Annotated in this window: 28 protein-coding genes and 1 pseudogene; 17 read left to right on the top strand and 12 right to left on the bottom strand. The window is 72.6% G+C overall.

Annotated features, from left to right (window positions below; all coding sequences use genetic code 11):
* Window positions 1-1,785: 1,785 nt before the first annotated feature.
* Both ABD981_RS11095 and ABD981_RS11090 read right to left on the bottom strand, forming a co-directional pair.
* On the bottom strand, window positions 1,786-2,010 hold the full coding sequence (locus tag ABD981_RS11095) for a hypothetical protein (protein ID WP_345528974.1): 225 nt from the start codon (window positions 2,008-2,010) through the stop codon (window positions 1,786-1,788).
* Window positions 2,007-2,246, bottom strand: a complete 240-nt coding sequence (locus ABD981_RS11090) for a hypothetical protein (protein ID WP_345528972.1) — start codon at window positions 2,244-2,246, stop codon at window positions 2,007-2,009. Before ABD981_RS11090 ends, ABD981_RS11095 begins: the two co-directional genes overlap by 4 nt.
* Here ABD981_RS11090 and ABD981_RS11085 point away from each other — a divergent pair.
* Both ABD981_RS11085 and ABD981_RS11080 read left to right on the top strand, forming a co-directional pair.
* The gene (locus tag ABD981_RS11085) at window positions 2,181-2,330 is read left to right on the top strand and encodes a YdeI/OmpD-associated family protein (RefSeq protein WP_345528970.1); all 150 of its coding nucleotides are present in this window, start codon (window positions 2,181-2,183) and stop codon (window positions 2,328-2,330) included. The genes ABD981_RS11090 and ABD981_RS11085 overlap by 66 nt on opposite strands.
* A gap of 93 nt (window positions 2,331-2,423) precedes the next feature.
* Window positions 2,424-2,888, top strand: coding sequence for a DoxX family protein (locus ABD981_RS11080; protein WP_205628111.1), 465 nt, complete (start codon window positions 2,424-2,426; stop codon window positions 2,886-2,888).
* Window positions 2,889-2,921: 33 nt separating this feature from the next.
* Here ABD981_RS11080 and ABD981_RS11075 read toward each other — a convergent pair whose 3' ends face one another.
* Window positions 2,922-3,350 (bottom strand): DUF4240 domain-containing protein, encoded by a 429-nt coding sequence (locus tag ABD981_RS11075; protein ID WP_123954218.1) that lies wholly within the window; start codon window positions 3,348-3,350, stop codon window positions 2,922-2,924.
* Window positions 3,351-3,470: 120 nt separating this feature from the next.
* On the opposite strand from ABD981_RS11075, the gene ABD981_RS11070 reads away from it, so the two are divergent.
* Window positions 3,471-4,262: a hypothetical protein gene (locus ABD981_RS11070; protein WP_046906157.1), complete on the top strand. Its 792-nt coding sequence runs from the start codon at window positions 3,471-3,473 to the stop codon at window positions 4,260-4,262.
* 8 nt (window positions 4,263-4,270) lie between these two features.
* Entirely contained in the window at window positions 4,271-4,573 is a 303-nt protein-coding gene (locus ABD981_RS11065; protein ID WP_046906156.1) for a hypothetical protein, read from the top strand.
* A gap of 139 nt (window positions 4,574-4,712) precedes the next feature.
* Here the strand turns inward: ABD981_RS11065 and ABD981_RS11060 are convergent, their stop codons facing one another.
* Window positions 4,713-5,183 (bottom strand): HIT family protein, encoded by a 471-nt coding sequence (locus ABD981_RS11060; protein WP_046906155.1) that lies wholly within the window; start codon window positions 5,181-5,183, stop codon window positions 4,713-4,715.
* A 118-nt stretch (window positions 5,184-5,301) separates the two neighbouring features.
* On the opposite strand from ABD981_RS11060, the gene ABD981_RS11055 reads away from it, so the two are divergent.
* Window positions 5,302-5,544 carry a hypothetical protein gene (locus ABD981_RS11055; protein ID WP_123954217.1) on the top strand — a complete coding sequence of 81 codons (243 nt, stop codon included), beginning with the start codon at window positions 5,302-5,304 and terminating at the stop codon, window positions 5,542-5,544.
* 43 nt (window positions 5,545-5,587) lie between these two features.
* On the opposite strand, the gene ABD981_RS11050 is transcribed toward ABD981_RS11055, so the two are convergent.
* Together ABD981_RS11050 and ABD981_RS11045 are read right to left on the bottom strand one after the other, a co-directional pair.
* Window positions 5,588-6,019, bottom strand: a complete 432-nt coding sequence (locus ABD981_RS11050; protein WP_345528962.1) for a hypothetical protein — start codon at window positions 6,017-6,019, stop codon at window positions 5,588-5,590.
* Window positions 6,020-6,057: 38 nt separating this feature from the next.
* Window positions 6,058-7,656, bottom strand: a complete 1,599-nt coding sequence (locus ABD981_RS11045; RefSeq protein ID WP_345528960.1) for a hypothetical protein — start codon at window positions 7,654-7,656, stop codon at window positions 6,058-6,060.
* Window positions 7,657-8,010: 354 nt separating this feature from the next.
* Here ABD981_RS11045 and ABD981_RS11040 point away from each other — a divergent pair, with 354 nt between their 5' ends.
* Window positions 8,011-8,901 carry a GNAT family N-acetyltransferase gene (locus ABD981_RS11040; RefSeq protein ID WP_345528958.1) on the top strand — a complete coding sequence of 297 codons (891 nt, stop codon included), beginning with the start codon at window positions 8,011-8,013 and terminating at the stop codon, window positions 8,899-8,901.
* 144 nt (window positions 8,902-9,045) lie between these two features.
* On the opposite strand, the gene ABD981_RS11035 is transcribed toward ABD981_RS11040, so the two are convergent.
* The gene (locus ABD981_RS11035; RefSeq protein ID WP_345528969.1) at window positions 9,046-9,570 is read right to left on the bottom strand and encodes a HEAT repeat domain-containing protein; all 525 of its coding nucleotides are present in this window, start codon (window positions 9,568-9,570) and stop codon (window positions 9,046-9,048) included.
* A 1-nt stretch (window position 9,571) separates the two neighbouring features.
* Window positions 9,572-10,003, bottom strand: coding sequence for a hypothetical protein (locus ABD981_RS11030; RefSeq protein ID WP_345528956.1), 432 nt, complete (start codon window positions 10,001-10,003; stop codon window positions 9,572-9,574).
* A gap of 532 nt (window positions 10,004-10,535) precedes the next feature.
* Here ABD981_RS11030 and ABD981_RS11025 point away from each other — a divergent pair.
* Window positions 10,536-11,315 (top strand): VOC family protein, encoded by a 780-nt coding sequence (locus tag ABD981_RS11025; protein ID WP_345528954.1) that lies wholly within the window; start codon window positions 10,536-10,538, stop codon window positions 11,313-11,315.
* Window positions 11,316-11,552: 237 nt separating this feature from the next.
* Entirely contained in the window at window positions 11,553-11,957 is a 405-nt protein-coding gene (locus ABD981_RS11020) for a protein-tyrosine phosphatase family protein (RefSeq protein WP_345528952.1), read from the top strand.
* 193 nt (window positions 11,958-12,150) lie between these two features.
* On the opposite strand, the gene ABD981_RS11015 is transcribed toward ABD981_RS11020, so the two are convergent.
* The gene (locus ABD981_RS11015; RefSeq protein WP_338058626.1) at window positions 12,151-13,038 is read right to left on the bottom strand and encodes an ATP-grasp domain-containing protein; all 888 of its coding nucleotides are present in this window, start codon (window positions 13,036-13,038) and stop codon (window positions 12,151-12,153) included.
* A gap of 169 nt (window positions 13,039-13,207) precedes the next feature.
* Between ABD981_RS11015 and ABD981_RS11010 the strand changes: the two genes are divergently transcribed.
* Window positions 13,208-14,113: an arginase family protein gene (locus tag ABD981_RS11010; RefSeq protein WP_046906150.1), complete on the top strand. Its 906-nt coding sequence runs from the start codon at window positions 13,208-13,210 to the stop codon at window positions 14,111-14,113.
* A 21-nt stretch (window positions 14,114-14,134) separates the two neighbouring features.
* On the opposite strand, the gene ABD981_RS11005 is transcribed toward ABD981_RS11010, so the two are convergent.
* The 3 genes from ABD981_RS11005 to ABD981_RS10995 all read right to left on the bottom strand — a co-directional run bounded on the left by ABD981_RS11005 (window position 14,135) and on the right by ABD981_RS10995 (window position 16,426).
* Window positions 14,135-14,992 (bottom strand): hypothetical protein, encoded by an 858-nt coding sequence (locus ABD981_RS11005; RefSeq protein ID WP_046906255.1) that lies wholly within the window; start codon window positions 14,990-14,992, stop codon window positions 14,135-14,137.
* Between the two features lie 97 nt (window positions 14,993-15,089).
* Window positions 15,090-15,644 (bottom strand): hypothetical protein, encoded by a 555-nt coding sequence (locus ABD981_RS11000; protein ID WP_046906254.1) that lies wholly within the window; start codon window positions 15,642-15,644, stop codon window positions 15,090-15,092.
* 311 nt (window positions 15,645-15,955) lie between these two features.
* Window positions 15,956-16,426 (bottom strand): DIP1984 family protein, encoded by a 471-nt coding sequence (locus ABD981_RS10995; RefSeq protein ID WP_046906149.1) that lies wholly within the window; start codon window positions 16,424-16,426, stop codon window positions 15,956-15,958.
* 150 nt (window positions 16,427-16,576) lie between these two features.
* On the opposite strand from ABD981_RS10995, the gene ABD981_RS10990 reads away from it, so the two are divergent.
* The 8 genes and pseudogenes from ABD981_RS10990 to ABD981_RS10955 form a co-directional block, all read left to right on the top strand.
* On the top strand, window positions 16,577-17,110 hold the full coding sequence (locus ABD981_RS10990) for a hypothetical protein (RefSeq protein WP_046906148.1): 534 nt from the start codon (window positions 16,577-16,579) through the stop codon (window positions 17,108-17,110).
* Between the two features lie 99 nt (window positions 17,111-17,209).
* On the top strand, window positions 17,210-17,632 hold the full coding sequence (locus ABD981_RS10985; protein WP_046906147.1) for an NUDIX domain-containing protein: 423 nt from the start codon (window positions 17,210-17,212) through the stop codon (window positions 17,630-17,632).
* A 61-nt stretch (window positions 17,633-17,693) separates the two neighbouring features.
* Complete coding sequence (locus tag ABD981_RS10980; RefSeq protein ID WP_046906146.1) at window positions 17,694-20,036, top strand: ATP-binding protein; 2,343 nt, start codon at window positions 17,694-17,696, stop codon at window positions 20,034-20,036.
* A gap of 162 nt (window positions 20,037-20,198) precedes the next feature.
* Window positions 20,199-20,861, top strand: coding sequence for a hydrolase (locus tag ABD981_RS10975; RefSeq protein ID WP_046906145.1), 663 nt, complete (start codon window positions 20,199-20,201; stop codon window positions 20,859-20,861).
* A gap of 5 nt (window positions 20,862-20,866) precedes the next feature.
* Complete coding sequence (locus ABD981_RS10970; protein WP_046906144.1) at window positions 20,867-21,400, top strand: DoxX family membrane protein; 534 nt, start codon at window positions 20,867-20,869, stop codon at window positions 21,398-21,400.
* 321 nt (window positions 21,401-21,721) lie between these two features.
* Window positions 21,722-22,327, top strand: a complete 606-nt coding sequence (locus ABD981_RS10965; RefSeq protein ID WP_046906143.1) for a Dps family protein — start codon at window positions 21,722-21,724, stop codon at window positions 22,325-22,327.
* An 81-nt stretch (window positions 22,328-22,408) separates the two neighbouring features.
* Window positions 22,409-23,363: pseudogene (locus ABD981_RS10960) on the top strand (alpha/beta hydrolase).
* Window positions 23,364-23,500: 137 nt separating this feature from the next.
* On the top strand, window positions 23,501-24,229 hold a 729-nt coding region (locus ABD981_RS10955; RefSeq protein ID WP_345528938.1), incomplete at its 3' end, for an amidohydrolase family protein.

The following is a 24,229-nucleotide window of genomic DNA, read 5'->3' as shown; positions in this document are numbered from 1 at the left end:
CACCGGGCGCCGCGGGCTAGCCGATGCACGCGCATGCCGACCTCGCAACCCTCGAGTAAGAATGACGACATGACAGAGAGGGCGAGAAAGCGTGAAAGATCTCATGTGCATAGCCGGAATGGCGGTACGTGCGCGCGTCCAGGCGACTAAGCGCTGGTCGAGCTCGCGCGGTCTCCCCTTTCGCAGCACGCAGTCCGCGCGCCGTGATCGTACAGGGGCATGTACGCGCGACGCTCGACGTGGTGGGAACGCGCTCGTCGTCCCGCGATGCGAACATGCCCGCCGGCATCTGCGCGCGGGCAGTCCGGCCGCGTACGGCGAGTCCCCGTACGCGTACCTGATGACGCGTCGCGTCGAGCGGGCGGCGGCCCTGCTGCGGCGGGGCGACTCGTGTCACCGAGTCTGCTTCAGCGCGGTGGTCGGCTGCGTCGTAACGCGGGCAACGTTCACCACTCGTTTCACCGAGCTGGTCGGCATGTCGCCCGGGGCTTCCGGCGCAGGCGGCGGGGCGGCGATCGTGCTGGAAAGGGATCGGCGTGCGTGGCGAAGGCGGTCTCCAACTGGTCAGGATTCGAGAAGCGCGGGCGGTGCCGGGCCTAGCGTGAGGGACTGGCAACCACCCCTTCCTCAGTGTCCCTCGTGTCCCTCTTCTGCGTCGCCCTCGAGGTGGCCGACCTGGACGCCGCCCACCGCTTCTACACGGCCTCGGCGTGCCGGCCGTCTGCAGCTGCGGGCTCGCAGGGCCCCCCCCGGACCCGCAGCGGCTTTTCCGGGGTTTCGCCCTGGCGCTGACGGTGTCGGGGCCCTCCACCGTCGACGCGTTCGTCGGGCGGCGGTGCCGCCGGTGCGACGGTCGTGAAGCCGCGGCGAAGTCGCTGTGGGCTACGGCGTGTCGTGCAGGCCCGACGGCACGATCTGGAAGCTGGCGACCTCGGCGAAGAAGGACGACGGCGTGGCCACCCGGGAGATCGACGAGAATGGTCTGCTGCTGGGTTGTCGAGACGTGAAGGCGACCCGGGAGTTCTACGTCGGCCGGGGGCTGAGCGTGCGAAGAGCTTCGCGGCAAGTACGCGGAGTTCACGGCCGCAGCGTCCAGCCCGTGAAGCTGGGCTGGTACAAGCACCGGGGCTGGCCAAGAGGTCGGCGTCCCGTCGAGGGGCGGCGGCTCGCACCGCATCGTCCGGGCGGCACCGGCGCCTCCTTACCGCCCCGACGATTTCGTCTGGGAACCGCCGCCTCCCTCCGGCCACGCCGTCCTGACCCGGCGGCCGCCGCCCCACCCACCACCGGGCCGACCGGCGGCCCGCGCCGACGGGACGGCCGGGCCGCGGCGGCCCGGACGTCCGGCGCGTACCATCCAATCCACAGCGCAAGGAGCACGTCATGAAGGCACCGTCAGCTCGATCCTCCCGGTGTCCGGGACTGGACCGCGCCAAGCAGTTCTACACCGAGGGCCTTCGGCTGGAAGATCGAGAACGACTACGGCGTCCTCCGTGTTCTCGAGTCGGACGGCGCTCGCCGGTTCGGCTTCTACAGCCGCGAGTGGCCTCTGCCGCGCCAGGTCGGCACGATCCCGAAGGCAGCGGCTTCAGCGGACTGGTGCTCACCTACGTCGATCGCACGAGGCACGGGTCCGAGTGAGATCATGGCCGAGGCGCACAAGGCCGTGCCACGATCCTCAAGCCTCGCCGCGGCGCTCTGCGTGGGCGGTACGGCGGCACCTTCGCCGACCCGGAAGCTACGTCTGGAGCCTTCGGCTACAGCGACTCGGGACCCCGACCAGCCCTACGCCGAGTAGCCGCGACGCGGCGGACCCGGAGGCGGGCCGTCCGCATCGGCATCCGTATCCGCATCCGCATCCGCCGTGTAGCAGTCAGAACGACAGGAGAAGACCATGAAGTTCAGGTCCCAGGTCGAGCCGCCGAGCCCATGCGGGGCCTGGAGGTCCCGCCCGAGGTGGTGGCGGCGCTTCGGGCGGCGGCGCGCGGCCGCCGGTGCGATCACGGTCAACGGCATTCCTGGAAGAGCCGGGTCGCCATCCTGCGCGGCCGCCACCTGCTCGGCCTCAGCATCGCCAACCGCCGGGCCGCGGGCGTCGAGATCGGCGAGGAGGTCGAGGTCGAGCTGGAGCTCGACACGAGCCGCGCGTCGTCGCCGAGCCCCCGGACTTCGCCCGAGCCCTGGACGACGATCCGCTCGCCCGCGCCGCGTACGACGACCTCACCCAGAGCCGCAAGCGCGAGCACGTACGCGCCGTCGAGAGCGCGAAGGAGCCCGAGACGCGCCGGCGGCGCATCGATGAAGGTCGATCGCCACCCCTGCGGGGCTGAACCCCGAACACGCGAAGTCTCCGCTCCCGTCCGGCACCGCATGGCGTCCGCGCGGAGGCCTCATCCTGCCCGACACCCCTGGGGAACTCACGTATGTCCAAGCGACTCATGACCGTCCTGTACTGGTTCCTGGCCCTCGAGTTCGCGCTGGGTGCCGTGACCAAGTGCTGGCCGGGAGACACGATCTTCAGCTCGGCCTACTCCACGAAGTTCGAGGAGTGGGGATACCCGTCCTGGATGCGCTTCGTGGTCGGCGCGCTGGAGGGCGCAGCCGCCGTCCTGCTCGTGATCCCGGACAAGCGGACCCGCTTCCTGGGCGCCACCACGCTGATGTTCGTGCTCACCGGCGCGGTCACCACCCACATCGTCCACCACGACCCGACGGTGGAGAGCTGGGCCGCACCGACCCACCTCCTCGTCATGGGCATCCTCGCGCTGGCCAACTGGCCCGCCGACTGGCGAGACCTCGTACGGAGCTCCCACGCCGCCCCGACGGCCCGAACCCCGCGTCCCTCCGAGGAAAGGGCGAGGGCGCACCAGTGTGGAGGGACTCCCTGACCTTCACCGACCCGTCCCGAAGGGACCGGCCGCTCAGTCGGCCCAGCCTTCGGTGTTCGCGTACGACTCGTAGGAGTACCGCGTGCGGCGGTCCCACTCCTCGCCGGTGATGCTTCTGTACGCCCGGTCCGGTGCGGAGAGCAGGCTCTCGGCCCAGACGAGGTCGGTGGCGTACGGCGTGAAGGCCGCGGCGTCTCTGAGGACCTCGTCGAACTCGGTGCGGCCGGCCGCGACGACCGCGGCACGTGTGTAGAGAAACGCGTCCGCGCTCAGGTCGTGTCCGTACTCTGTGCGGTCCAGCTGGTAGAGCGCCCATGAGAGTTGTTCGGCGAAGCCGATGACCAGCGACAAGGGTGACCGCGCGAGCCGCTCGGTCAGGGTGTCCGCAAGGAGGTCGGCGTCCGGGTCGGGTTCCGTTGGTCTGCAGTCTTCGATGAGCTGCCAGAAGGCGTCTTCGTTCATACGGGCGAGGATGCCGCAGGGGTCTGACAGTCCCGCAGGTCGTGGCTGCGGAGCAGAGGATCAGCCTGTGGACGCCTGGCGGAGGCCGAGGATGTCAGTGGTGGCTGTCAGTCTGGGCCTGTGCTGATCGACGGATACGAAGACGCCCCTCTGACGACTCGGGAGGACCTGCTGTCGCTGCCCGGGTTCTGGCCCGCCTACCTGCTGTGGCTCTGCCGGACCGGGGACGAGGAACCGCGGCCGGGGTGGTTCGGCGCCGACGAGGCGGACACGGACGCGGCGATCGAGGCGCTGACCGACGGGGAGCGGTGGCCGGTCTTCCGGATACCGTTCGGCGCCGGTCACTCCGTGGTCGTCGTGGGCCGCAACCTCGCCGATGACACGGGCACCGACTACTTCGTGACCCACGGGGAGTGGGAGCGCCACGGGCACCTCGCGAGCGTCGACGGGCACCACGCCGGCCCGGGACTCGCGTGGCGGGAGCTCGTGCACATCGCCGCCACCCCCGACCTGGATGCCCCGGGCGTCCATACGCATCACGCCCGCCTGCTGCTCCTCCTGCCCGTACTCGGTGACGCCGACCTTCCGCCCGAGGCGGCCTGGCTGGTCGCGGACGCGCTGCTCCAGGCAGGCGTCGGCGACGACGAGGCGCCCGGGCTGGCGGAGGCGCTTCTGGAGGAGCACCCGCTGTGGGAGTCACCCGAATGGACGCTGGCCGGTGCGTCCCCGCTCTCGGGCGGCGAGGATCCGTTCCCCGGCATCCTGTACTGCGACGACCCCCACAGCCCGCGGTGCGACACGCGACTCGCCCGAGGCATCACGCGCGACCAGAGCGCCCGGCTGGCCCGAGCGCTGGGGACGTGGCCCGCCGTGTGGGGCGAGGGGCACAATGGGCCGGGGCTCGTCGGCTAGGAGGCGATGTGGACGGCTGCCTGCACGAAGGCTGTGGCCCGGCTCAGGGTCTCGCCCCGGACGATCACGTGTTCGTGTCCAAGCGCGTGTTCCGCGGGCGGCCGGTCATGCGTGTGCATCTCGACGAGGACGGGGACTGGCAGGCGTTCTCGGGCGCCGAACCGCGCTGGGTCGGACGGCCGAGGCTGATCCACGCGTCCCACTTGCTGGAACGCGATCCGTCGCTGGCCAGCCTGCCCGCCCTGCCCCTGGGCCATCTGGCGACCCGGGACGAGGTTTCCGGAACGGAATGGCAGATCTTCCGGGAGTGACGCGGGGCCGGCACCGCCTCCGACCCGTCGCGGTGCGCCGGGCGGACGAGACCGCGCCCGCCGGGACACACCTGCCTCGCGAGCTTGTGGTGGTGAGGCCTGCGCGCCGAGGGAGGACGTCGGCCCGGCGGGCCGCTGGTCAGCTCGTTTCGTACGCGTCGGGCAACAGCTTCGTGAGCTCGCCGGTGATCGCGGCGCGCAGTTCGTCATGTCGTGCGTCCAGCCGGTGGACCGGGTCTGTTCGCTCGCTCCCGTAGCGCCAGACGGGGCCGTGCCGGAGGGCCGGGGGCTCCCAGTCGTAGCGGGCGTGGACGTGGCCGTGGAGGTGCTCCCAAGAGTTGCCCAGCACTTCGTAGTTGAGGCGGCGGAAGTCCGAGTCGTGCCGTCGGCAGGCTGCCTCGACGGCTTCTCCGAGGAGGGAGAGGTCGAACAGGAAGCGGGCTCGCTCCGGTCGGGGGAGATCGGTCAGGTGATCCGCCTGGCCCGCGTACAACAGGAGGCAGTAGCCGGGGAGGTGCTGGACGTCGCCGATGACGGCCCAGCCCGTCCTCATGCGGGCCAGCACGGTGGGGTTCTCGCCCCGCTCGGCGGCACCCAAACGGTCGTTCATCCAGGTATCCACGGCCCCATGGATACCAGCCACGAAGGGGAGTTCGGGCAGCGTCGTCCGGGTCGGCTGGTACGGCCCTCCCCTGGGGGCGCTGCTCGCCGAGGGGCTCCTCGACTGGGTGGGCTTCGACATCAAGGCGCGGCCCGACTCCGACGCGTACGACACGATCACGGGCGTGCGCAACAGCGCGGGGCCCGCCAGAAGGAGCCTGGAGCTGTTGCTGGACTCCGGCACGGACTACCAGCTGCGGACCACCGTCGATCCGGCACTGATGGGAGCCGACGAGGTCGCCGCTCTCGGTTCCTGGCTGGAGGAGCAGGGGCTGCGCGGACATGTTTGGCAGACGGCGCGGGAGGGGTGAAGGACGCCCTCCCCGGGGCATCGTCGGTCGGTGCGGACCGGGTTCAACTCCTCGCGCGCGCCAGCAAGGTGCGGGCGAGGGCGACGTGGCGGTGGGTGGGTTCGAGGACCGTGTGCGCGTCGTGGAGGATGCGGGACAGTTCCGCGGCCGCCTCGGCTTCGTGGTTGGCGGCCAGTAGCGCCTGGGCGCGCTGGACGCGGCTGTGCATGACGTGGGGGTGTTCCTCGCCCAGGAGCCGGCTGCGTTCGGCCACGAGCCGGGTGAACTCGGCGATCGCCTCGTCCGTGCGGCCCGCGCGGGCGGCGAAGGCCGCCTGGGTGCTGCGTATGGCGAGGGTGTGCGCGTCCTGGGCGCCCAGGACGCGTTCGGCATCCGCGAGGAGCAGGCGCAGCTGTCGTTCGCTGTCCGGCAGGCCGTCGGCAGGGTCGCCCGTGAGGCTGGAGAACCAGATGAGGCTGCGCCGTGCGGCCAGCACCTGGGGGGTGATCGGTGCCCTCGAGCCGGACGCGGTCCTCAAGGAGCCGTTGCAGCCGGCGGACGGCCGTGGTCGTGTCGCCCGCCTCGCCGGCGAAGTACGCCTGCTGGTGCCGGGCCGCCAGCGTGTCGGGGTGATCGGCTCCCAGGGCCGCGGTGGTGTCGGCCACCAGGCGGGTGAAGGCGGCGGCGGCGCGCTCCGGTTCGCCCGCCTCGCCCACGAAGAACGCCCACTGGTGCACGGCGGCCAGCGTCTCGGGGTGCCCGGGGCCGAGGTCGGACCGTCGGCGCAGGACGATGTCGTGGAGCGCCGTCGCGGCCTGCCGCGGCCGCCCCCGGTCGCCCACCACGATCGCCAGCATGAAGTCCGCGCCCGCCGTCCCGCCCTCGCGGGCCCGCTCCAGAGCCGCGGCAGCTCGCGGCAGCCGTCCCGCCTGATGGGCCACGAGCCCCATGTCGTACGCGTCGGCCGGCTCCGCCCGGGGCGAGCAGCGAGTCCCAGAGGTGGTCCGGTACGGCAGGCAGGTCCGGGGCGGTCAGGAGGTAGTCGAAGGCGGTGTACCCCTGGCTGTAGTTCCCCATCAGCAGCCCGCTCGTGGCGTAGGCGGCCCTGCACGCCCACAGCATCGCCTCGTCGAAGGGCTCGGGCTGGAGGTCGGGCCCGCCGCGTTCGGCCAGGTAGGGGAGGTGCAGCTCCAGGAGCCAGTCGCGGCTCGCCGGCCGGCGCAGCCCCGAGCGGCGGCAGTCCACCGCCGCGGCGACGATGGCCGCGCCGCGGGGATTGGCGCCGGGCGCCCAGGCGTTCCGCCACGCCGCGAGCAGCTCGGGGCCGGCGGCCATGATCTCCGCGAGGCCGAACCGGTCGCAGCTGTCCAGCGCGAGGTCGATCCGGGGATCCCCTCGGTGGGCCGCCGCGCGCTGCTGCTCCGCGGTCGACCAGCGGCGTTCCAGGCGGACCTGCACGGCCGAGGCCAGGACATCGCGCTGCACCCGCCAGGCGTCCCGGTCCGATCCGGTCAGCCGGCTCTCCTCGCGGGCGTCGTAGCGGCGGAACTCCTGCGACCGCATCGTCGCCAGGACGGCGACGCGGCCCGGTCTGCGCTCCAGGAGACCGTTCAGCAGGGCGCTGGTCACCCCGTCGGCCCCCAGGTAGTTCTCGAGGTCGTCCAGCCACAACACGGCGCGGCGGGCACGCCGGACCGCCTCCGCCGCCGCGGCGAGCCCGCCTCGGTCCAGGGGGCGCACGAACACGTGCCGCGGAAAGGACGACCGGACCACCTCGTACGCGAGCCGGGTCTTGCCGGCGGTCGACTCGCCCACGACGAGCACGAAGCCGCCGCCCCGCAGGGCCTGACGCAGCAGCGGCTCGGCGTCGCGCCGCACGTACGGCGGTGCACCGCGATGGCCGGCGTGCTCCTCCGCCGGATGGACGCCGGCCAGTTCGGGACGGCTCAGCTGCTCGACCCTGGGCAGACGCCCTGCCGGCGTCCGCAGCAGCACGCCGGCGGACGTGGCGGTGCGCTGGGGTTGAAGACGTTCCGCGAGCAAGGTGTACAGCGTCGTACTGGCCGCGCCGATGCCCGTCGCCAGAGGCCCGGAGGTCCACATGGCGGCCAGCCCCAGGGCCGTGGCGCCCACGCCCACCGCCGTCAGGTACCTCCACCAGCCCGGCGACGCCGGCCGAGCGGCGTCGCGTCGGAGAAACAGTGACACGCTGCCCCCATCGCGTGACGTGGGCTCCCATTTTCATCACGGGGCTCATCGCTGTCGAGGGCCTGTGAGAGCCGAGCCGAGGGGCTGGGGGCACGGAACGGATCGCGGTGGTGCCCGGTCTCCGGTGCCCGGCCTCCGGTGTCGGTGCCCGTGGTGCTGCGCCGACCGCCTGAGTCCGAGAGGGGTGGCCGAGGCCGGGAGAAAAGTGGTGGCGGGCGGGACGGGAGTGGCGGCAGGGTGGACAGGGAGGACATGTGGCATGAAAGGCGGATCGCGCTCGTGGCGTTCACGACTCCCCGTTCGGCGGCAGGACTCTCGGTGCGGGCGTACCACCCCGGAGACGAGGCGGCGGTGCTCGGCCTGGTGGGCGCCGATCGCTTGCCCGGCCAGCCGCCGGCCACGCCCGGGATGCTGGCCGAGGCGCTGGCGGGCCGCTCACCGGTCGACGGCGGATGGTGGGACGAGCTTGAGGCGCCCGTCACGGAGGTGATCTGTGACGCGACGGACCAGGTGCTCGGCGCCGTCTCGTACGCAAGGCGCCCTTCGGACCAGTCCGGGTTCATCCTGTGGCTGCACTGCCGAGAGGACGAGGGCCTGGCCGAGGCCCTGATCTCCCGGGCGCTCCACCGGCTCGGCACGGGCACGGTGCACGCCTTCGAGTTCGCCTCCGCCCTCACCCTCGGGCTGGAGGGCCTGCCGGCCCGCCACCGCCCCGCGACGCTCAAGGCCCTCGAAGCCGCTGGGTTCACCGGTCGCGACTCGTGGCGCTACATGCGCGCGGACCTGCCGGTCGCGGGACTCCCGCGCGCCGAGCGCTGCACCGTGGAGGAGTGCGAGGACCCTCCGGGCCGGCGACTGGAGGTCCGTGACGGCGCGGAACTCCTCGCGGAGGCCACCATCGGCCGCCCCGTCGACGGCGTCGGAGTGCTGTGGTGGATCGGCGTGGCCCAGGCCGCCCGCGGGCGAGGCACGGGCCTGGCGCTGCTCGGCTCGGCCCTCGACGAGCTGGCCGGGATCGGTGCCCGCGAGGTGATCCTCTACGTCGACGACGACGCCCCGCCCGGCGACACCGAACGCGACCGCACCGCTGCCAACGGCCTGTACGACCGGGCCGGTTTCACCGAGGTCGACCGGCTGCACTGCTTCACACCGCGGTTCGTAGCCGCTTGAGGCCATCGGGGGGAGCGGCTGAACGTGTTCCTCACGCCGGGCGGTCCCGTGGAGGGGATGTCGCCCCTCGGACGGCGGACGGCGGACGGCGGACGGCGGCGGAGGCCCTGGGGGCCTGGGGAGCCCGGGGGGACTCAGGGGCCGTCACTCGCCGCTCGTCGGTCCACCCCGTGCCTTCCGGCGCTCCTCGTACCGTGCGGGCGCGTCGAGGATCCAGGACCAAGAGGGGCGGTCGTCGACGGGACCCACCTTGTCGGCGCCTTCGACGCACCTCGGATCGTCCCGCACGGCCAGCCCGAATGCGACCCAGATGCGCGTGTGCTGATCCTCGTCGTCGAGCAGACCGGCCAGTGTGTCCCCCACGGCGGGATCCGGGTTGAGGCTGTGTGCGAGCTGGTAGCCGGCGGCCTGGCGAACGGAGGTGCCGGTGTCCTGGGCCAGCACGAGGAGGGCGTTCAGCCCCTCGGGGGTGAACGTCGTCCGCCCGGACCTCTCCGAGTACACGGTGCTCAGTGTCGCGATGACCCCCGTACGCACCGAGGGAGCGGAGTGGGCGAGGAAGCGAAGCCCCAGCGGTTCGATCCTCGGATCCTCGTGTTCGCCGAGTCCGTGCAGGACCGCGGTGAGGACGTCCGGGTGTTCCTCTTGCGCGGCCCAGTCGAGGAACAGTTCAAGGGCGCGTCGTTCGAAAGGGCTTGGGGCGTCTGACGTGACGTCCCCGAGTAGAGGCGTTCAGCACCTCCGCGCCGAAGCGGCGGTACAGGGATCGGGATGAGCCCGCAGCCTCCCAGGTCTCCACGTCCTGCCTCTCGGCCACGGTACAGATGATCTCCCACCAGGCGGCATGGTCCATGTCGGGGTATTCGAGGGCGCACGCGCGGGCGACCGCGCCCTTCTCGTGCCACTGCCGGGCCCGTTCCAACAGGTGCACGCGGGCCGCTTCATCGAGCCGCGCCGCGTCGCCGAGCAGGCAGTACGCGAGACCGACGGAGCCGCTGTCGATGGCCCGCAGTCGGGGCGTGGTTCCGTCGGCCAACCGGTGGTCCGGGTCCGCGCCCCGGTGAATCAGGTTGGAGGCGATCGCCGAGTCGAAGGCCGACACGGCCAGGGAGAGTGCGGGGTTGCCCCGCTCGCTCGCCGCGCCCGTGGCCGGAGCCGAACATCGTGGCCTCCGTTTGACGGCTCGTTGCCGCGGGCCGTCGCATCGTAGCCCCGTCCTGCGGGGAGCCCACTGGCTGAAGGGGACGCCCCGCCTCCGCTCCGCCCCAGAACGAGCCTTCCGCCGCCGCACAGCCGGACGCGCCGAGGCCTCCCAGGACTGACGCGAGGGCGCGCGCACTCCGCCCCCTTCGCTTGGCTCCCGGCTTCTTGGCCGGGGCTTACGCACGTTCCCGGCCCCCCCGCCGGCCCGCAGCCCTTCCGCCTGCAGACATAAGGGCGACATAAAAGTCTCATGGGCGGCGGGACCCGAATTGCGGCAGGCTCGGTGCTCCGGGGCCTGCCGCGGGAGCGGGAGAAGGAGTCGAAGGGGTGGCGAGGGTGACAGAGGCGAATGTGCGGGCGAACGAGACCACGGTGCCGGTGCTGCCGTGCGTGTCGGTGGAGGAGACGCTTGAGTTTCTACCAGGCGCTCGGTGTTCGAGGCCACGTACAAGCAGACGCGGCCCTACGTCTACCTGGTGCTGGAGTGGTCCGGCTTCGCGCTGCACTTCGGGATGCCTCCGAAGAACGTCGACCCGAGCCAGGAGGACGCCGGCGCCTGCCTCGTCCTGGTCGACGAGGTCGCGCCGTACCACGCGGAGTTCACCCGCGCGATGCGCGCCGCCTACGGAAAGGTCCTGGCCAAGGGCAGGCCGCGGATCACCCGGTTCCGGCCCGGGGCGAGCCGGTTCACCCTGGTCGACCCGTCCGGGAACTCGATCATCTTCATCCAGAGGGACGAGCCCGCGGAGCTGGAGTACGGCGGGTCGAAAACCCTCGCGGGCCTGGCCAAGGCCCTCGACAACGCCCGCATCCTCAGCGAGTTCAAGAACGACGACCGCACGGCCCTCAAGGTCCTCATCACGGCCCTGCGCAGGCACGGGGACACCGCCCCACCCCTCGACGTGGCCCGGACGCTCGCCACCCTGATCGAGCTCGCGAGTGCCCTGGAGGAGACCGAAGGCCTTGAGGAGTGGCGTCGCCGCCTGAACTCCCTGGAGCTCACCGACGCGCAACGCCACCAGGCCACCGAGGGGCTCGGCGAGGCCGACGCGCTTCACCTGTGGCGCACCGAACCGGCCCCCGAAGACAGGGCCGGGGGAGACGCCGACGTCCTGACGGTCGACCGGCGGTTCCGCGGCCCGCCACGGCCGCGGAACCGCCCTCGCCGTCCGCCCCGTGCCGCGTGGGCGAGCCTGCCGTCGGGTTGCTGACGGAGCTGCGGGCGGGATCGTATGGGTTCTCCAGCCCGCACCTCGGCGTCGCGGCGCCACCGGTCGACGAGCACGAGGCCCGGTGGAACGACGGATGACGCTGATGTCCGGGACCCGGAGGGGTACACATGAAGGCACGACAGAAGGACAGGGGCCTGCCCGATCCGGGCGCGCCGTGGAACGAGGTGGTCACCAGGACTGTGGATGGGCGGCCACCACTGGAGGGATGTCAGCGGTGTGAGCCGGCCCGCAGTCGTCGGGAGCGAGTTCGACCTGGTCATCAGCCTGTTCACCCGACCCGGTCACGGCCCTGACCCAGCCGTCGAGCACCACGTCGCCGACACCCCCGACGGCCCGCTCACCGCCGCGCAGATCCACAAGGTCCAGGACCTCGCCCTCGTCGCCGCCCAGGCGGTCCGCGACGGCCGCTCCGTGCTGGTCCGGTGCAACGCCGGCTACAACCGATCCGGGCTGGTCGTGGGGCAGGCACTGATCGAGCTGGGGCAGGAGGCGGAAGCGGCGATCGGGGTCATCCGGCGGAAGCGATCTCCTTGGGCTCTGAACAATCCGGTCTTCGAGCAGTACCTCACCACCGGTCTCGGTGTCGCCCGGCTCCTCGCCGACCTCGACCCACTCACCTGACCCGGACCCGGACCCGGACCCGGAGTCGCGATCCGGGCTCATCACGCGGAGTCGAGCCCCTTCCGTGACGAGCCCGGCAGTCGGCCCTGAGTGCCGACTCCACGCTCACACCCTCACGAACCGGCCGATCGGTGTGGTGGACAGGGCCAGAACCTCAACCGTCCTCGGCCCCGCCCGTGCGTGTCGTGCGCTCTCAGGACCCGGTCGGCCGGACCTTGGCCGTCATGGCGTCGACGAGGCGCTTCAGGCCGTCCGGCTGGAGGCCGAGGAACAGGTTCGGCTCGATCAGTTCCAGCTCCATCACCACGGGCTTCCTGGTCTCGTCCAGAACCAGGTCCACCCGGGCGAACAGCGGTGACTCCGGAGTCGGGACGGCCGCCAGCGCGGCCAGCGCCGCCGAGATCTCTTCGTCGGTCGGCTGGTAGGGGATGACGTCGGGGTGCGGCACGCGGTCGTTGTCGATCACTCCGGACTCGGTCAGTACGGGGCCCTTGCGGATGGCGTGGCTGAACGTGCCCGAGATGAAGACCAGTGCCCGTTCGCCTTCCTCCACGAGTCGCAGGTACGGCTGGACCATCACGGCCCGGCCCTGGTCCAGAAGCGTCCGGACGTGCCGCTTGGCGGCGGCGTGCTGGTCGGGCTCGTAGCGTGCGGTGTCGAGCGCACCCGCGGATACCACGGGCTTGACCACCACCGCTCCGGTGCCGAGGAGTTCGGCTTCGTCGTACGGCGTGCCCGGTTCGACGAAGCGGGTGGGAACGACGGCCACCCCCTGCTCGGCAAGGTCCGACAGATAGCGCTTGTCGCTGCTCCAGCGCACCACCGGAGCGGGGTTCCACAGGCTCGTGAGGCGGTCCGTCCGGTCGGCCCAGGCCAGGTACTCGTCGACGCGTTCCGCGTAGTCCCAGGTCGACCGGATGACCGCCAGGTCGAAGCCGTCCCAGGCCACGGCCTGTGCGTCCCAGGCCACCGCGGAGGTCGTCACACCGTTCGCGCGCAACGCCTCCACGAGCAACGGGAGATCGGTGTCCCATTCCATGCCGGCCTCGCTGGTCACGATCGCGATCCTGGCAGCTGCCACGCGACTCACTCTCCCTGTCGTCCCTCGTTCAACCCTTGCAGCCTAAGACGGGATCCCGTCCGGTGACCTCGCGGGCAAGGGTGCTACGGCTGCGGAGGGTTCGGCCGGGTGCGGGGCGGCGGTCCGTGCGGCCGTTGCGTCGGCTCGCCGGCGTGGTGAGGATGACCGCATGCGGAACACCGTGATCATCGATGCCCCGTCCAACCTCGGCCTGCGCCCACCCGCCCCCGGCACCGTTCCCGGCTGCTACAAACTGGCCGGGGCGCTGCGCGAGAACGGCATCATGAGACGGCTCGGGGCGTTCGAGGGCGGGGTGGTCGTACCGCCCAGGTACGACCGCGGCGACTGGCAGGAGGGCGACGGCGTCTTCAACGCGGCCGCCCTCGCCGCGTACACGATCCGCCTGGCCGACCGGATCGAACGCCATGTCTCGGCCGGGGACTTCACACTCGTCCTCGGCGGCGACTGCTCCATCCAGCTGGGTGCCGCGCTCGCCCTGCGCCGGCTGGGCCGCTACGGTCTCGCCTCCGTCGACGCCTCTCCCGACTTCCGCAACCCCGGCAACTCGGACCGGATCGGTGCGGCCGGCGGTGAGGAGCTGGCGCTGGCGACGGGTCGGGGGCAGAGCGATCTGACCGACCTGGAGGGGCTGCGCCCCTACCTCCGGGACGAGGACGTACGCGCGCTCGGCACCCGGGACGCCTACGCGGACGACCCCGAGATCACCCAGCTCCGCGAACTGAGGGTCCCCGTCGTGACCGTGTCCGAACTCCGCGCACGGGGCGCCGGCGAGCTCGGGTCCGCGACCGCCGTCAGTCTGGAGAACACCGCCCTGGCCGGTTTCTGGGTACACCTCGACGCCGACGTGCTCGACCCCACCGTCATGCCGGCCGTCGACAGCCCCGACCCCGACGGCCTGCTGCCGGACGAGCTGGTGGCGCTGCTCCGGCCGCTCGTCCGCTCGCCGCGCTGCGTCGGGCTCAACGTCACGATCTACGACCCCGACCTCGACCCCGAGGGCACGGCCGGCGCCCTGCTCACCGACCTCGTCGTGACGGCGCTCGCCGACGGCTGACGTCACGACGAGGGGCCGGGCTCAAGGGCGTTCACCGTGCTGGAGGACGCCGCCCACGGAGAAGCAGAGGGCGCCGGTCAGCGTTCCCCAGTTGGCGATGTCCGCGTTGACCAGGCTGCCGGTGGCGGGGCGTGTGTAGGCGGCGAGGGCCGAGACCATGAACAGGACCGAGCCCAGCTGGTTCACGGCGACGATCCACCACCCGAGGCTCCACCATCCGAGGCTCCGCCGTCCGACGCACGGCCGGCCGTGGCAGATCTCCACGAACGCGAGGTGGCCGGAGATCAGGAAGAGGATGCAGCCGATCACGTCCGGGGCCCAGATCAGCCGGTTGACCTGCTGGACGGTCAGGCCCTGGAGGAACGAGTCGAGCAGGTCGACGGCGAACACCAGCGTGCCGGCGAACAGGACGAACGCGCTCAGCCAGTCGACCCGCATCGGCTCGTAGCTCCACCACCGCCACCGTCGCGCGACCAGGGCGGCCTGCCCGCCGGGCACGTGGCGCGGGGCGTTGACGACCTGGAGCAGCGAGATGTAGCCGCCCGTGTTGAAGCACAGACCGCCGGCGAAGTAGACCGAAGCACAGACGGTGGCGTCGCCGGAGCCGAACTGCGCGATGGACGCGCCGGCGGCGAAGAGGGCTCTGCCGATGACGAAGGCGGTGGCCGCGATCGCGTTGAGCCTGCGCAGCCGGGCGAGGACGGTGTCGTCGGCGCCGGCGTGCCGGGGGCCGGGCGCACCCGGTGGACGGACGGTGATCAGGCCTCGGCGCCGGGCGGTCCTGGAATCCCAGACGGCGGTGCCGCCTTCGGGCGGATGCCAGGTGAGGCGGGTGGTGAACGGTCCCGCGCCTTCGGCGCGCTGGTCGGGGTGGTCCACACGCCGACAGTAGACGGCCCGCCGGTCGTCGGCGGAGCGCAACGCCGCTGCGAGCCGAGGGCAGCGGCCCGGTCTCCGGAACGCCGGGGCCCGCGGCTCACGCGGGGGGACGCGGAGCGGCCGGCGACCGGGCGAACCCGGCGAGCGTGCGGAAGTCGTCCTCCCGCAGGCCGATCCGCGGATCGACGTGGTGCAGGAGCCCGGGGCCGCGGTGATGTGCGGTCACGTACGCCTGATCCAGCCCGCTCAGCTCGTCGTCCACCCAGGCGAAGGGGCGGCCGCGCGCGTGGTCGACCAGCGGACCGGTCTTCCAGTGCACGCCATCAGGGCGTTCTCGCAGCAGGGCGTCGCCGAAGTCCACGAAGGGAAGCTCCGGAAGGCCGAGGACCGGTGCGATCCACCGGTTGGCCTTGCCCATCCACGTGGTGGCCCAGCACAGCTCGTATCCGAGCCCGAGCAGGGTTCGCCCGTGCTCCGGATGGAGCCAGACCCGCAGGGGACGCCGCCGGGACGACAGGCTCACCTCCTCCGTCCCAGCCCCGCCGTCACGGGGCACGCGGATCGTGGTGTAGCCGTCGGGACGCCGCTCCGGCTTGGCCGCATAAGGATTGAGCGGCCCGTCTACGTCGAGGAACAGCACTGGTCGGCTCACGGTCTTCCCCCCGATCTCGCGCACTGCCGCCGGCCCTGACCATTCTCGTCCGTGGTGTGGAAAACCCCGAACCCGCCCTCGCCGCTCCGGATCTGCACGTGGTGATGTGCCGTGCGCTGTGCACCGTTACCTGTACGCCGTGCTGAGCTGCACCGTCGATGGGGAATCGAACCCCGCGTTGCTCTTCACGCACCACAGGTGGGCCGGAGAACCCGCCGGCCCTCGGGGTGTGCACGCCTCCGGAGCAACTACCTGCTCCACACCGTCCTGCTCTGCCGGACCGGTCGGTCCGGTCCGTCCGGTCGGTCCGGTCACTCCAGCAGGTCGACTTCCCAGTTCTTCCGCTGGATCCGTACGTCGACCTCGCGGATCTCCTTGGCCAGGGCGTCCGCCCGCGCTCGGAGTTCCGGGACCGGTAGCGCGGAGAGCATCAGCAGCTCGGACCGGAGCTGACGGCCGTGGCCGCGGTCTCCCGTGCCCGCTGCCGCGTCCGCCGCCGCGGTGACCACCGAATGGCGCAGCCGCAGGACGTCCCGCCGCGCGAGCGCGTCGGTGAGCGTACCGTCCGGGCCCATCTCCACCGTGGCGTTGGTCCGGTTGATCCGCCGGATCAGGGCTTCGAGGGTGTCGAGCACCTCACCGGTCTCGGCCAGCAGCTGTGCCGCGTCCTCGGAGGGCGTCTCCCCCTCCTGGTACCGCGCGTTGCCGACGACACGTGTGCGCAACTGCTCCACGCGTCGCGTCGCCTCCGCACGTTCTGCCAGCGCCTCGGCAAGCTTCACCGCCGTCGCCTCCTGCCTTCCTCCTTGAGCTCGCACAAGCATACGGGCGCAAAGGGGGCCTTCCACCAAGGCATTCCGATCCGCTGGGAGCCTCGGTGAGATCCCCGGGTACGGATGGTCGCCCGGATCCGCGCTCGGTAGATTCCCGTCATGAGTGACGACGAGGACTACCTGGAAAAGAGCCCGGCGGCCGCACGCATGGGGAAGGCCGCCGAGTACCTGGTCGCGGCCTCGTCCATCCTCGCCACGGGCGGCGAACTGAACGTCTCCACCTCGCTCGTGGACGACGAGGGCGTGGACCTCGTCTTCCACAGGCGCGGGAGCTCCGCGACCCTGGCGGTGCAGGTGAAGGCGAGGATGTCCACCGGAACGCAGGTCCGGCAGGGCAGGCTGATGGCCTTCGTGCGCTCGCAGACGTTCCAACCGCGGGCGGACCTGGACGTGTTGTTCGTCGCGGTGGACGTCGAGCGAGGGGCGATCATGACGGCCTGGCTGATACCGAGCACAGCCTTCGGGGAGATGGTGGCGGAGCCGAACAGCAAGGGACGGTACCGGTTCTCGGCGTCGATGAAGCCGGAGTCCAGGGACCGCTGGACCCCCTTCCGGCTGACGGCCGCCGAGCTCCCCAGGCGCATCCTCGCCCGGCTCGATGAGCTGGAGAGGGCCGGGGCGAGTGGCCGGTGACCCCCGGTCGGCCCGGGCCGGCGAGGACGATCCCGATCCCATCCCCGCGCGGGCCGACCCGCACGGCCGCTCCGTCCGAACGCCTTCGAGAGGAACGACATGACCGAGAGCTACGAGAGCGTCCGCCTGACGGCCGACGTGGTGACCGTCACCGAGGACGGCCGTGTCCTGCTCGTCGAGCGGGGCCGGGATCCCTTCAAGGGGCTCTGGGCGCTGCCCGGTGGTCACGTGGACGCCGGAGAGAGCAGCCAGGAGGCGGCGGCCCGGGAGCTCGGGGAGGAGACGGGCGTCCTGGTGGACCCTGCCGCCCTGTTCCAGGTCGGCGCGTGGGACGAGCCCGGTCGCGACCCGCGCGGCCGGTACGTCACCGTGGTCTACCTGGCCGTCGTCCCGGCCGACACCGAGGTCGTAGCGGGCGACGACGCGGCCAAGGCCGTCTGGTGGCCGTACGACAGCCTGCCGCCGCTGGCCTTCGACCACGGTGCGATCCTCGACGCGGTCCGGGACTCGATGCCTTCCTGACTCTCCGCAGGGCACGCGCAGGCACGGCATACCCTCGGGTTCGAGACGATCAAGGGGAGTCATGTCCGGAGAAGAGCCCTACGGGGCAGTCCTGCGTGCGCTGCGACAGCGGGCCCGTCTGACGCTGGAGGAGTTGTCCGAGGCGTCGGGGGTCAGCGTCCGGGCCATCGGCGACATGGAGCGGGGCCGCAGTCGCGTACCGCAGCGGCGTACCGTCGTGGCGCTGGCGGACGGGCTCGGGCTCGCGGAGGCCGAGCGGGAGGTCCTGCTGGCGGCGGGACGGGCCGGGCGGCCCACGCGTACGGTGGCGGCCGCGGGCGCCGCTGAGCCGCCCCGGCCCGTACGCGACTTCACCGGGCGGGCCCCGCAGCTGGCCCGCCTGAAGGCGATCGCCGGGCGGACCGGCACAGGCACCGGACCCGGATCTGGCAGCGGATCCGCCCCCAGTACTGGCACCGGGACAGGCGCCGGCCCCGGCACAGGCACCGGCACCGGTGCGTCGGTGGCGGTGATCTCCGGTCCGCCCGGGTGCGGCAAGACGACCCTGGCGCTCCAGGCGGTCGAGGAGCTGGCCGAGGACTTCCCGCAGGGCCGCTTCATGGTGGACCTGCACGGCGTCGACGGCCCCGTCGACCCGGGGGAGGCCCTGCTCAAGCTGCTCAAGGCCCTCGGGGTGTCGGACCGCCGGCTGAGCCAGGAGGGCGCCGCCGGCCACGCGGGACTGCTGCGGGCGCTGCTGAGCGAAGGGCGCCATCTCGTCGTCCTGGACAACGCGCGCGACGAGGGACAGGTGCGCCCGTTGCTGCCCTCCGGCGGGAGCAGCCTCGTCCTCGTGACCAGCCGGCGCCCGCTGACGGGGCTGGAGGACGTCGCCCGGCTGCCGTTGGAGGAGATGGCCCGGGACGAGTCGGTCGAGCTGCTCCGCCGCATCCTCGGCGAGGAGCGGGCCGACGCGGAACCCGAGGCCGTGGCGAGGGTCGCGGAGATGTGCGGACGCCTGCCGCTCGCCCTCCGCGTGGCCGGCAACTGGCTGGACATCAGATCGGCCTGGACCGTCGACCGGCTCGCCCGCCGCCTGTCCGACGAGGAACGCCGGCTGGGCGCCCTCACCACCGACGACGTACGGGTGGAGGCTGCGTTCGAGCTGTCCTACCGGGAGCTGACGGGCGCGGCCGCCCGGATGATGCGCCTGCTGAGCCTGGTTCCGGGGCCCGACATGACCGCCGCGTACGGCGCCTGTCTGGCCGAAGCCGACGTCTTCGACGCCGAGGACGTGATGGAGGAGCTGGTCGAGGCCGGGCTGCTCCAGGCCACCTCCGGCGGTCGCTACCAACTCCACGACCTGCTCAGGCTGTTCGCCCGCGGACGCCTCGGACGCGAGGAGACGCCCGAGGAGCGGGACGCGGCGGAGGACCGGCTGCGCGGCTGGCTGCTGGAGACGGCCGTGGTCGCCGGACGCTGGTACAAGCCCAAGTACGGTGCGCCCCCGGCCTCCTGGCGTGGGCGGGAGTTCGTCCCCCTGGAGAACGCCGAGGAGGCCAGGACCTGGCTGCAGGGCGAGGCTCCGTCCTGGCTCGCGGCCCTGCGCGCCGCCGCGCGGAAGGGCGAGCACCGGCGCGTCGTGGAGACGGGCGACGCCATGGAGTGGTTCTGCAACCTCTGGGTCTTCTGGGGCCACTGGTCCGAACTGTACGAGCTCGCGGGCCGCTCGGCCGCGGCGCTCGACGACCCCGGCATGCGCGCCTACAGCCACAACATGCACGCCTGGGCCCTCATCGTGTGCGACCACCGCTACCGGGAGGCCATCGAACAGGCCGGGAACGGGTTCGCCTGCGCGCGTCTCGCCGGCGACGTCCCGCAGCAGGCCTCCGCACTCTCGCACGCGGCCGTCGCCCACCGGAAGCTGGGCGAACTCCAGGAAGCCGTCGACAAGGCCCGCGCCTCCGTCGAGCTGTACGAGGGAGTCGGCGACCGCGAGGGCTGGCTCGGGGCCATGGTCAACCTCGGGTCCTGCCTGCGCGCCCTGGGCCTCGGCGCGGCGGCGCACACGGAGAACCTGCGCGTCATCGCGTTCCTCGACGCGCCCGACAAGGAGGTCGGCGCCCACCTGGCGGACATGGTCCGGGCCCACACCACGTACGCGCTCGGCCTCGACCACGCCGAGACGGGTGAGTGGAGCGAGGCGCTGGACCGTCACCGCGAGGCGCTGGACCGCTTCCGGACCCTCGGGATGACGCACATGCAGGCGAGCGCCCTCCTGGGCACGGGCGAGGCCCTGATCGAGCTGGGCGAGGTCGCGGAGGCCCGCCGCCACCTCGCCGAGGTCCTCGAACTCGCCGACGCGGCCGACGCCGAGATCGTCGCCGGCGCACGGAAACGGCTGGACGCCCTGCCCGCCCGCTGAGCGGCCGGCACGGCAGCGCACACCGGTGCGCTGTCGTGCCAACTCCAGGGCACGGGGAGGAAAGTCGGGTGATCGGACCGGCCGTAGCTTCGGGACGTGCCGGCCGCGAGAGCGGCGGGCACCGAACGGAACACCCCGATCCTTCCGAAGGGACCACCCCTCATGTTCGACGTCACCCAGGTGCAGGCCGCCCCGAGCGCGGACCTCCTCACGCCCGACAACGCGGTCATGCTCTTCGTGGACCACCAGCCCCAGATGTTCTTCGGCACCGGCAGCGGCGACCGGGCCGCCATCATCAACAGCACCGTCGGGCTCGCCAAGGCGGCGGAGGTCTTCGACGTGCCCGTCGTCCTGACGACCGTCGCCGCCGACACCTTCTCCGGCCCCCTGCTGCCCCAGCTGGCCGCGGTCTTCCCCAAGCACGAGATCATCGACCGCACGACCATGAACGCCTGGGAGGACGAGGCGCTCGTCGCGGCGGTCAAGGCGACCGGCCGCAAGAAGATCATCCTGTCCGGCCTGTGGACCGAGGTCTGCCTGGTGCTCCCCGCCCTCTCCGCGCTGGAGCAGGGCTACGAGGTGTACGTCGTCGCCGACGCCTCCGGCGGCGTCACCCCGGCCGCCCACGAGCACGCGCTCCAGCGCATGATCGCCGCCGGCGCCGTCCCCGTGACCTGGGTCCAGGTCCTCCTGGAACTGCAGCGCGACTGGGCCCGCCAGGAGACGTACGGACCCGTCACCGAGGTCGTCAAGGCCCACGCCGGCGCGTACGGCCTCGGGGTCGTCTACGCCCAGAGCGTCATCGGCGCGCACGCGGCCGGCTGACCGCCGTGGACACCGGCATCCTGATCCTGCGGCTGCTGGTGGGGCTGCTCATCGCCGGCCACGGCGTGCAGAAGGTCAGCCGACGCCTCGGCGGCAAGGGCCTCGAAGGCGGCGCGGCGGAGTTCCGCGCCGACGGCTTCCGGGGCGGTGCGCTCACCGCCCTGGCGGCCGGCGGGGGCCAGATCGGCTCCGGCCTGCTGCTCGCGGCCGGACTGCTGACCCCGCTCGCCGCGACCGGGGCCGTCGGCGTCATGACCGTCGCCCTCACCGTGAAGCGGCACAACGGCCTGTGGGTGCAGAACGACGGTTACGAATACCCCCTCGTCCTCATCGGAACGGCCGCCGCCCTCGCCGCCACCGGCCCCGGGGCCTGGTCCGTCGACGCCGTCCTCGGCCTCACGCCGTACCCGCTCGGGTACGCCGCCCTCGCCCTCGCCGCCGGCATCGGCAGCGGCCTGCTCACCCGGCTCGTCCTGCACCGGACGCCCCCGCCGGAGCGGCGCGCGGAGCCTCGGACGGCACCTTCCGGCGGACGGTGAGGGCCGGGCCGGGGCCGCCGGGACCCGGGACGTGGGGCGTGGGCGTGGGCGTGGCGCCCTGGTTCCGGGCCTCGGCCCCGGCCGCCCGAAGACCCCGGCCTGACGGCCGGGCCGGGCCCTCTTGTGAGCAGTTCCTCCGGCGCCCTGCCACCCCGTCACTCCGCCACCCCCGTCACTCCGTCACTCCGCCACCCCGTCACTCCGTCACTCCGCCACCCCGTCACTCCGTCACTCCGCCACCCCGTCACTCCGCCACCCCAGCACCCCGTCACCGATCACGTCTCTTCGTCCCCTCGAACCGCCCCCGACCAGGAGCCCCTCATGGAATCCACGATCACCGGATCGGCGCCCGCCCGACCCGGCCACGCGCCCAGCGGCGGTCAGCCGCTGCTGCACCAGAAGGGTGCCGAGGTCCAGGCGTTCGGCACGCTCAAGCAGCTGCCGATCGGCCTCGGCCACGACACCCGCATGTACGCCTGCCAGCGGCTCAACCGCGTACTCGCCGACACCCAGATGCTGTACGGCCTCTACAAGAAGCACCACTGGCTCATGCGCGGAGCCACCTTCCACTCCCTCCACCTCATGCTCGACCAGCACGCGGAGGCGCAGCTCGCCCTCGTCGACGCGCTGGCCGAGCGGGTCCAGAGCCTCGGCGGCGTCGCCGTCGGCGACCCCCGCCACGCCGCCGAGCTGACCGCCATCCCCCGGCCGCCGAACGGCGTCGAGCCGGTCCCCGTCATGCTGTCGCGGCTCCTCGACGCCCACGAGCGGATCCTCGTCGACGCGCGCGACGCCGCCGCCCGCATCTCCGCCGAGGGCGACGAGGGCAGCAACGACCTGCTCGTCTCGCAGGTCGTCCGCACCGGCGAGGCCCAGGTGTGGTTCCTGGCCGAGCACCTCGTGGACACCCCGCTGGTCCGCGGCTGACGCACATCGCCCGCCCGCCTCCCGGCCCCTCCCTGCCAAGCCCCCGCCCCGTACGTACCGTCCCCACGAAGGAGAACCCTCATGCCGCACCCTCCGGTCCTCGAACCGGCCGCCCAGGCCTTCGCCGACGCCACCGCCCAGCCGCCGTTCCTCTACCAGCTCCCCGTCGCCGACGGCCGCAAGGCGGTCGACGGCGTCCAGAGCGGTGACGGCGTGCCCCTGCCCGCCGTCGACGAGGAATGGGTCACCGTCCACGGCGGTCCCACCGGAGACGTACGCGTCCGGATCGTCCGTCCGCGCGGGGTCACCGGGCCGCTTCCCGTCGTCCTCTACCTCCACGGCGCCGGCTGGGTCTTCGGCAACGCCCACACCCACGACCGGCTCGTCCGCGAGCTCGCGGTCGGCGCGGGGGGCGGCGGTCGTCTTCCCCGAGTACGACCTGTCGCCCGAGGCCCGGTACCCCGTCGCCATCGAGCAGAACTACAGCGTCGCCCAGTGGGTCGCCCGCGAGGGCCACCACAAGGACCTCGACGGCACCCGCATCGCCGTCGCGGGCGACTCGGTCGGCGGGAACATGACGGCCGCCCTCACCCTCATGGCCAAGCAGCGCGGCGACGTCCGCCTCGTCCACCAGGTGCTGTTCTACCCGGTGACCGACGCGCGCTTCGACACCGAGTCGTACGCCCTCTTCGCCGAGGGCTACTTCCTGCGCCGCGACGCCATGAAGTGGTTCTGGGACCAGTACACGACCGACGAGGCCGAGCGCGCCCAGATCACCGCCTCCCCGTTGCGCGCCACCACCGACCAGCTCACCGGGCTGCCGCCGGCGCTGGTGATCACGGCCGAGGCGGACGTCCTGCGGGACGAGGGCGAGGCGTACGCGGACAAGCTGCGCGCCGCCGGGGTGCCCGTCACGGCGCTGCGCGTCCAGGGCACCCTCCACGACTTCGTCATGCTCGACGCGCTGCGCGGGACGCGCGCCGCGGAACTCGCCATCGGCCTCGCCGCCGACGCCCTCCGCAAGGCCCTGGCGTGACCGGGGCGTCCAGGCCCGTGCCCGTGGACGGGGCGGCTCCCACTCCCGCGACCACGCCGAGGCCCGCACCCGTCCCCGTCTCCGCACCCGTCTCCGCACCCGTCCCCGTCTCCGTCCCCACGGGCCCGTACCCGAGCATGCCGGTCGCCGGCCTCGTCCCCGCCCCGCGCCAGGACCCCGGCCAGGCCGACCTGATCGTCCGCAACGCGAAGGTGTTCACGGGCGACCCGGCCCGTCCCGAGGCCCGCGCCGTGGCCATCCGGGACGGCCGGATCACGGCCCTCGGCGACGACCACGACCTCGCCCCGCTCGTCGGGCCGCGGACCAGGGTCGTCGACGCGCTGGGCCGCCGGGTCGTCCCCGGCCTGAACGACTCTCACCTGCACGTCATCCGGGGCGGCCTCAACTACGTCCTGGAGCTGCGCTGGGACGGCGTGCGCAGCCTCCGCCACGCCCTGGCCATGCTGCGCGAACAGGCCGGCCGCACGCCCAGGGGCCAGTGGATCCGCGTGGTCGGCGGGTGGACGGCCGAGCAGTTCGCCGAGCGCCGGATGCCGACGGTCGCCGAGCTCAACGCCGCCGCCCCCGACACCCCCGTCTTCGTCCTCCACCTCTACCAGTCGGCCCTGATGAACCGGGCCGCCGTGCGGGCCGCCGGATTCACCCGCGAGACGCCCGACCCGCCGGGCGGACAGATCGTCCGGGGCCGCGACGGCGAACCGAACGGCGTGCTCCTGGCGGCGCCCGGCGCCCTCGTCCTCTACTCGACCCTCGCCAAGGCGCCGACCCTCGACGAGGCCGACAAGCGCACGTCGACCCGGCACTTCCTGCGCGAGCTCAACCGCTTCGGACTGACCTCCGCGGTC

It is taken from the genome of Streptomyces showdoensis (genome assembly GCF_039535475.1).
In the GTDB taxonomy this organism is placed as follows: Bacteria; Actinomycetota; Actinomycetes; order Streptomycetales; family Streptomycetaceae; genus Streptomyces; species Streptomyces showdoensis.
This window is presented reverse-complemented; position numbering and strand designations above follow the sequence as displayed.

What these genes read in the sequence shown, in the direction of transcription:
- ABD981_RS11060 (WP_046906155.1), bottom strand. Translation starts at nt 5,183, where the DNA reads ATGAACGACCGTTTGGGTGCCGCCGAGCGGGGCGAGAACCCCACCGTG.
- ABD981_RS10990 (WP_046906148.1), top strand. Translation starts at nt 16,577, where the DNA reads ATGAGTGACGACGAGGACTACCTGGAAAAGAGCCCGGCGGCCGCACGC.
- ABD981_RS10975 (WP_046906145.1), top strand. Translation starts at nt 20,199, where the DNA reads ATGTTCGACGTCACCCAGGTGCAGGCCGCCCCGAGCGCGGACCTCCTC.
- ABD981_RS11080 (WP_205628111.1), top strand. Translation starts at nt 2,424, where the DNA reads ATGTCCAAGCGACTCATGACCGTCCTGTACTGGTTCCTGGCCCTCGAG.
- ABD981_RS11075 (WP_123954218.1), bottom strand. Translation starts at nt 3,350, where the DNA reads ATGAACGAAGACGCCTTCTGGCAGCTCATCGAAGACTGCAGACCAACG.
- ABD981_RS10965 (WP_046906143.1), top strand. Translation starts at nt 21,722, where the DNA reads ATGGAATCCACGATCACCGGATCGGCGCCCGCCCGACCCGGCCACGCG.
- ABD981_RS10985 (WP_046906147.1), top strand. Translation starts at nt 17,210, where the DNA reads ATGACCGAGAGCTACGAGAGCGTCCGCCTGACGGCCGACGTGGTGACC.
- ABD981_RS11010 (WP_046906150.1), top strand. Translation starts at nt 13,208, where the DNA reads ATGCGGAACACCGTGATCATCGATGCCCCGTCCAACCTCGGCCTGCGC.
- ABD981_RS10980 (WP_046906146.1), top strand. Translation starts at nt 17,694, where the DNA reads ATGTCCGGAGAAGAGCCCTACGGGGCAGTCCTGCGTGCGCTGCGACAG.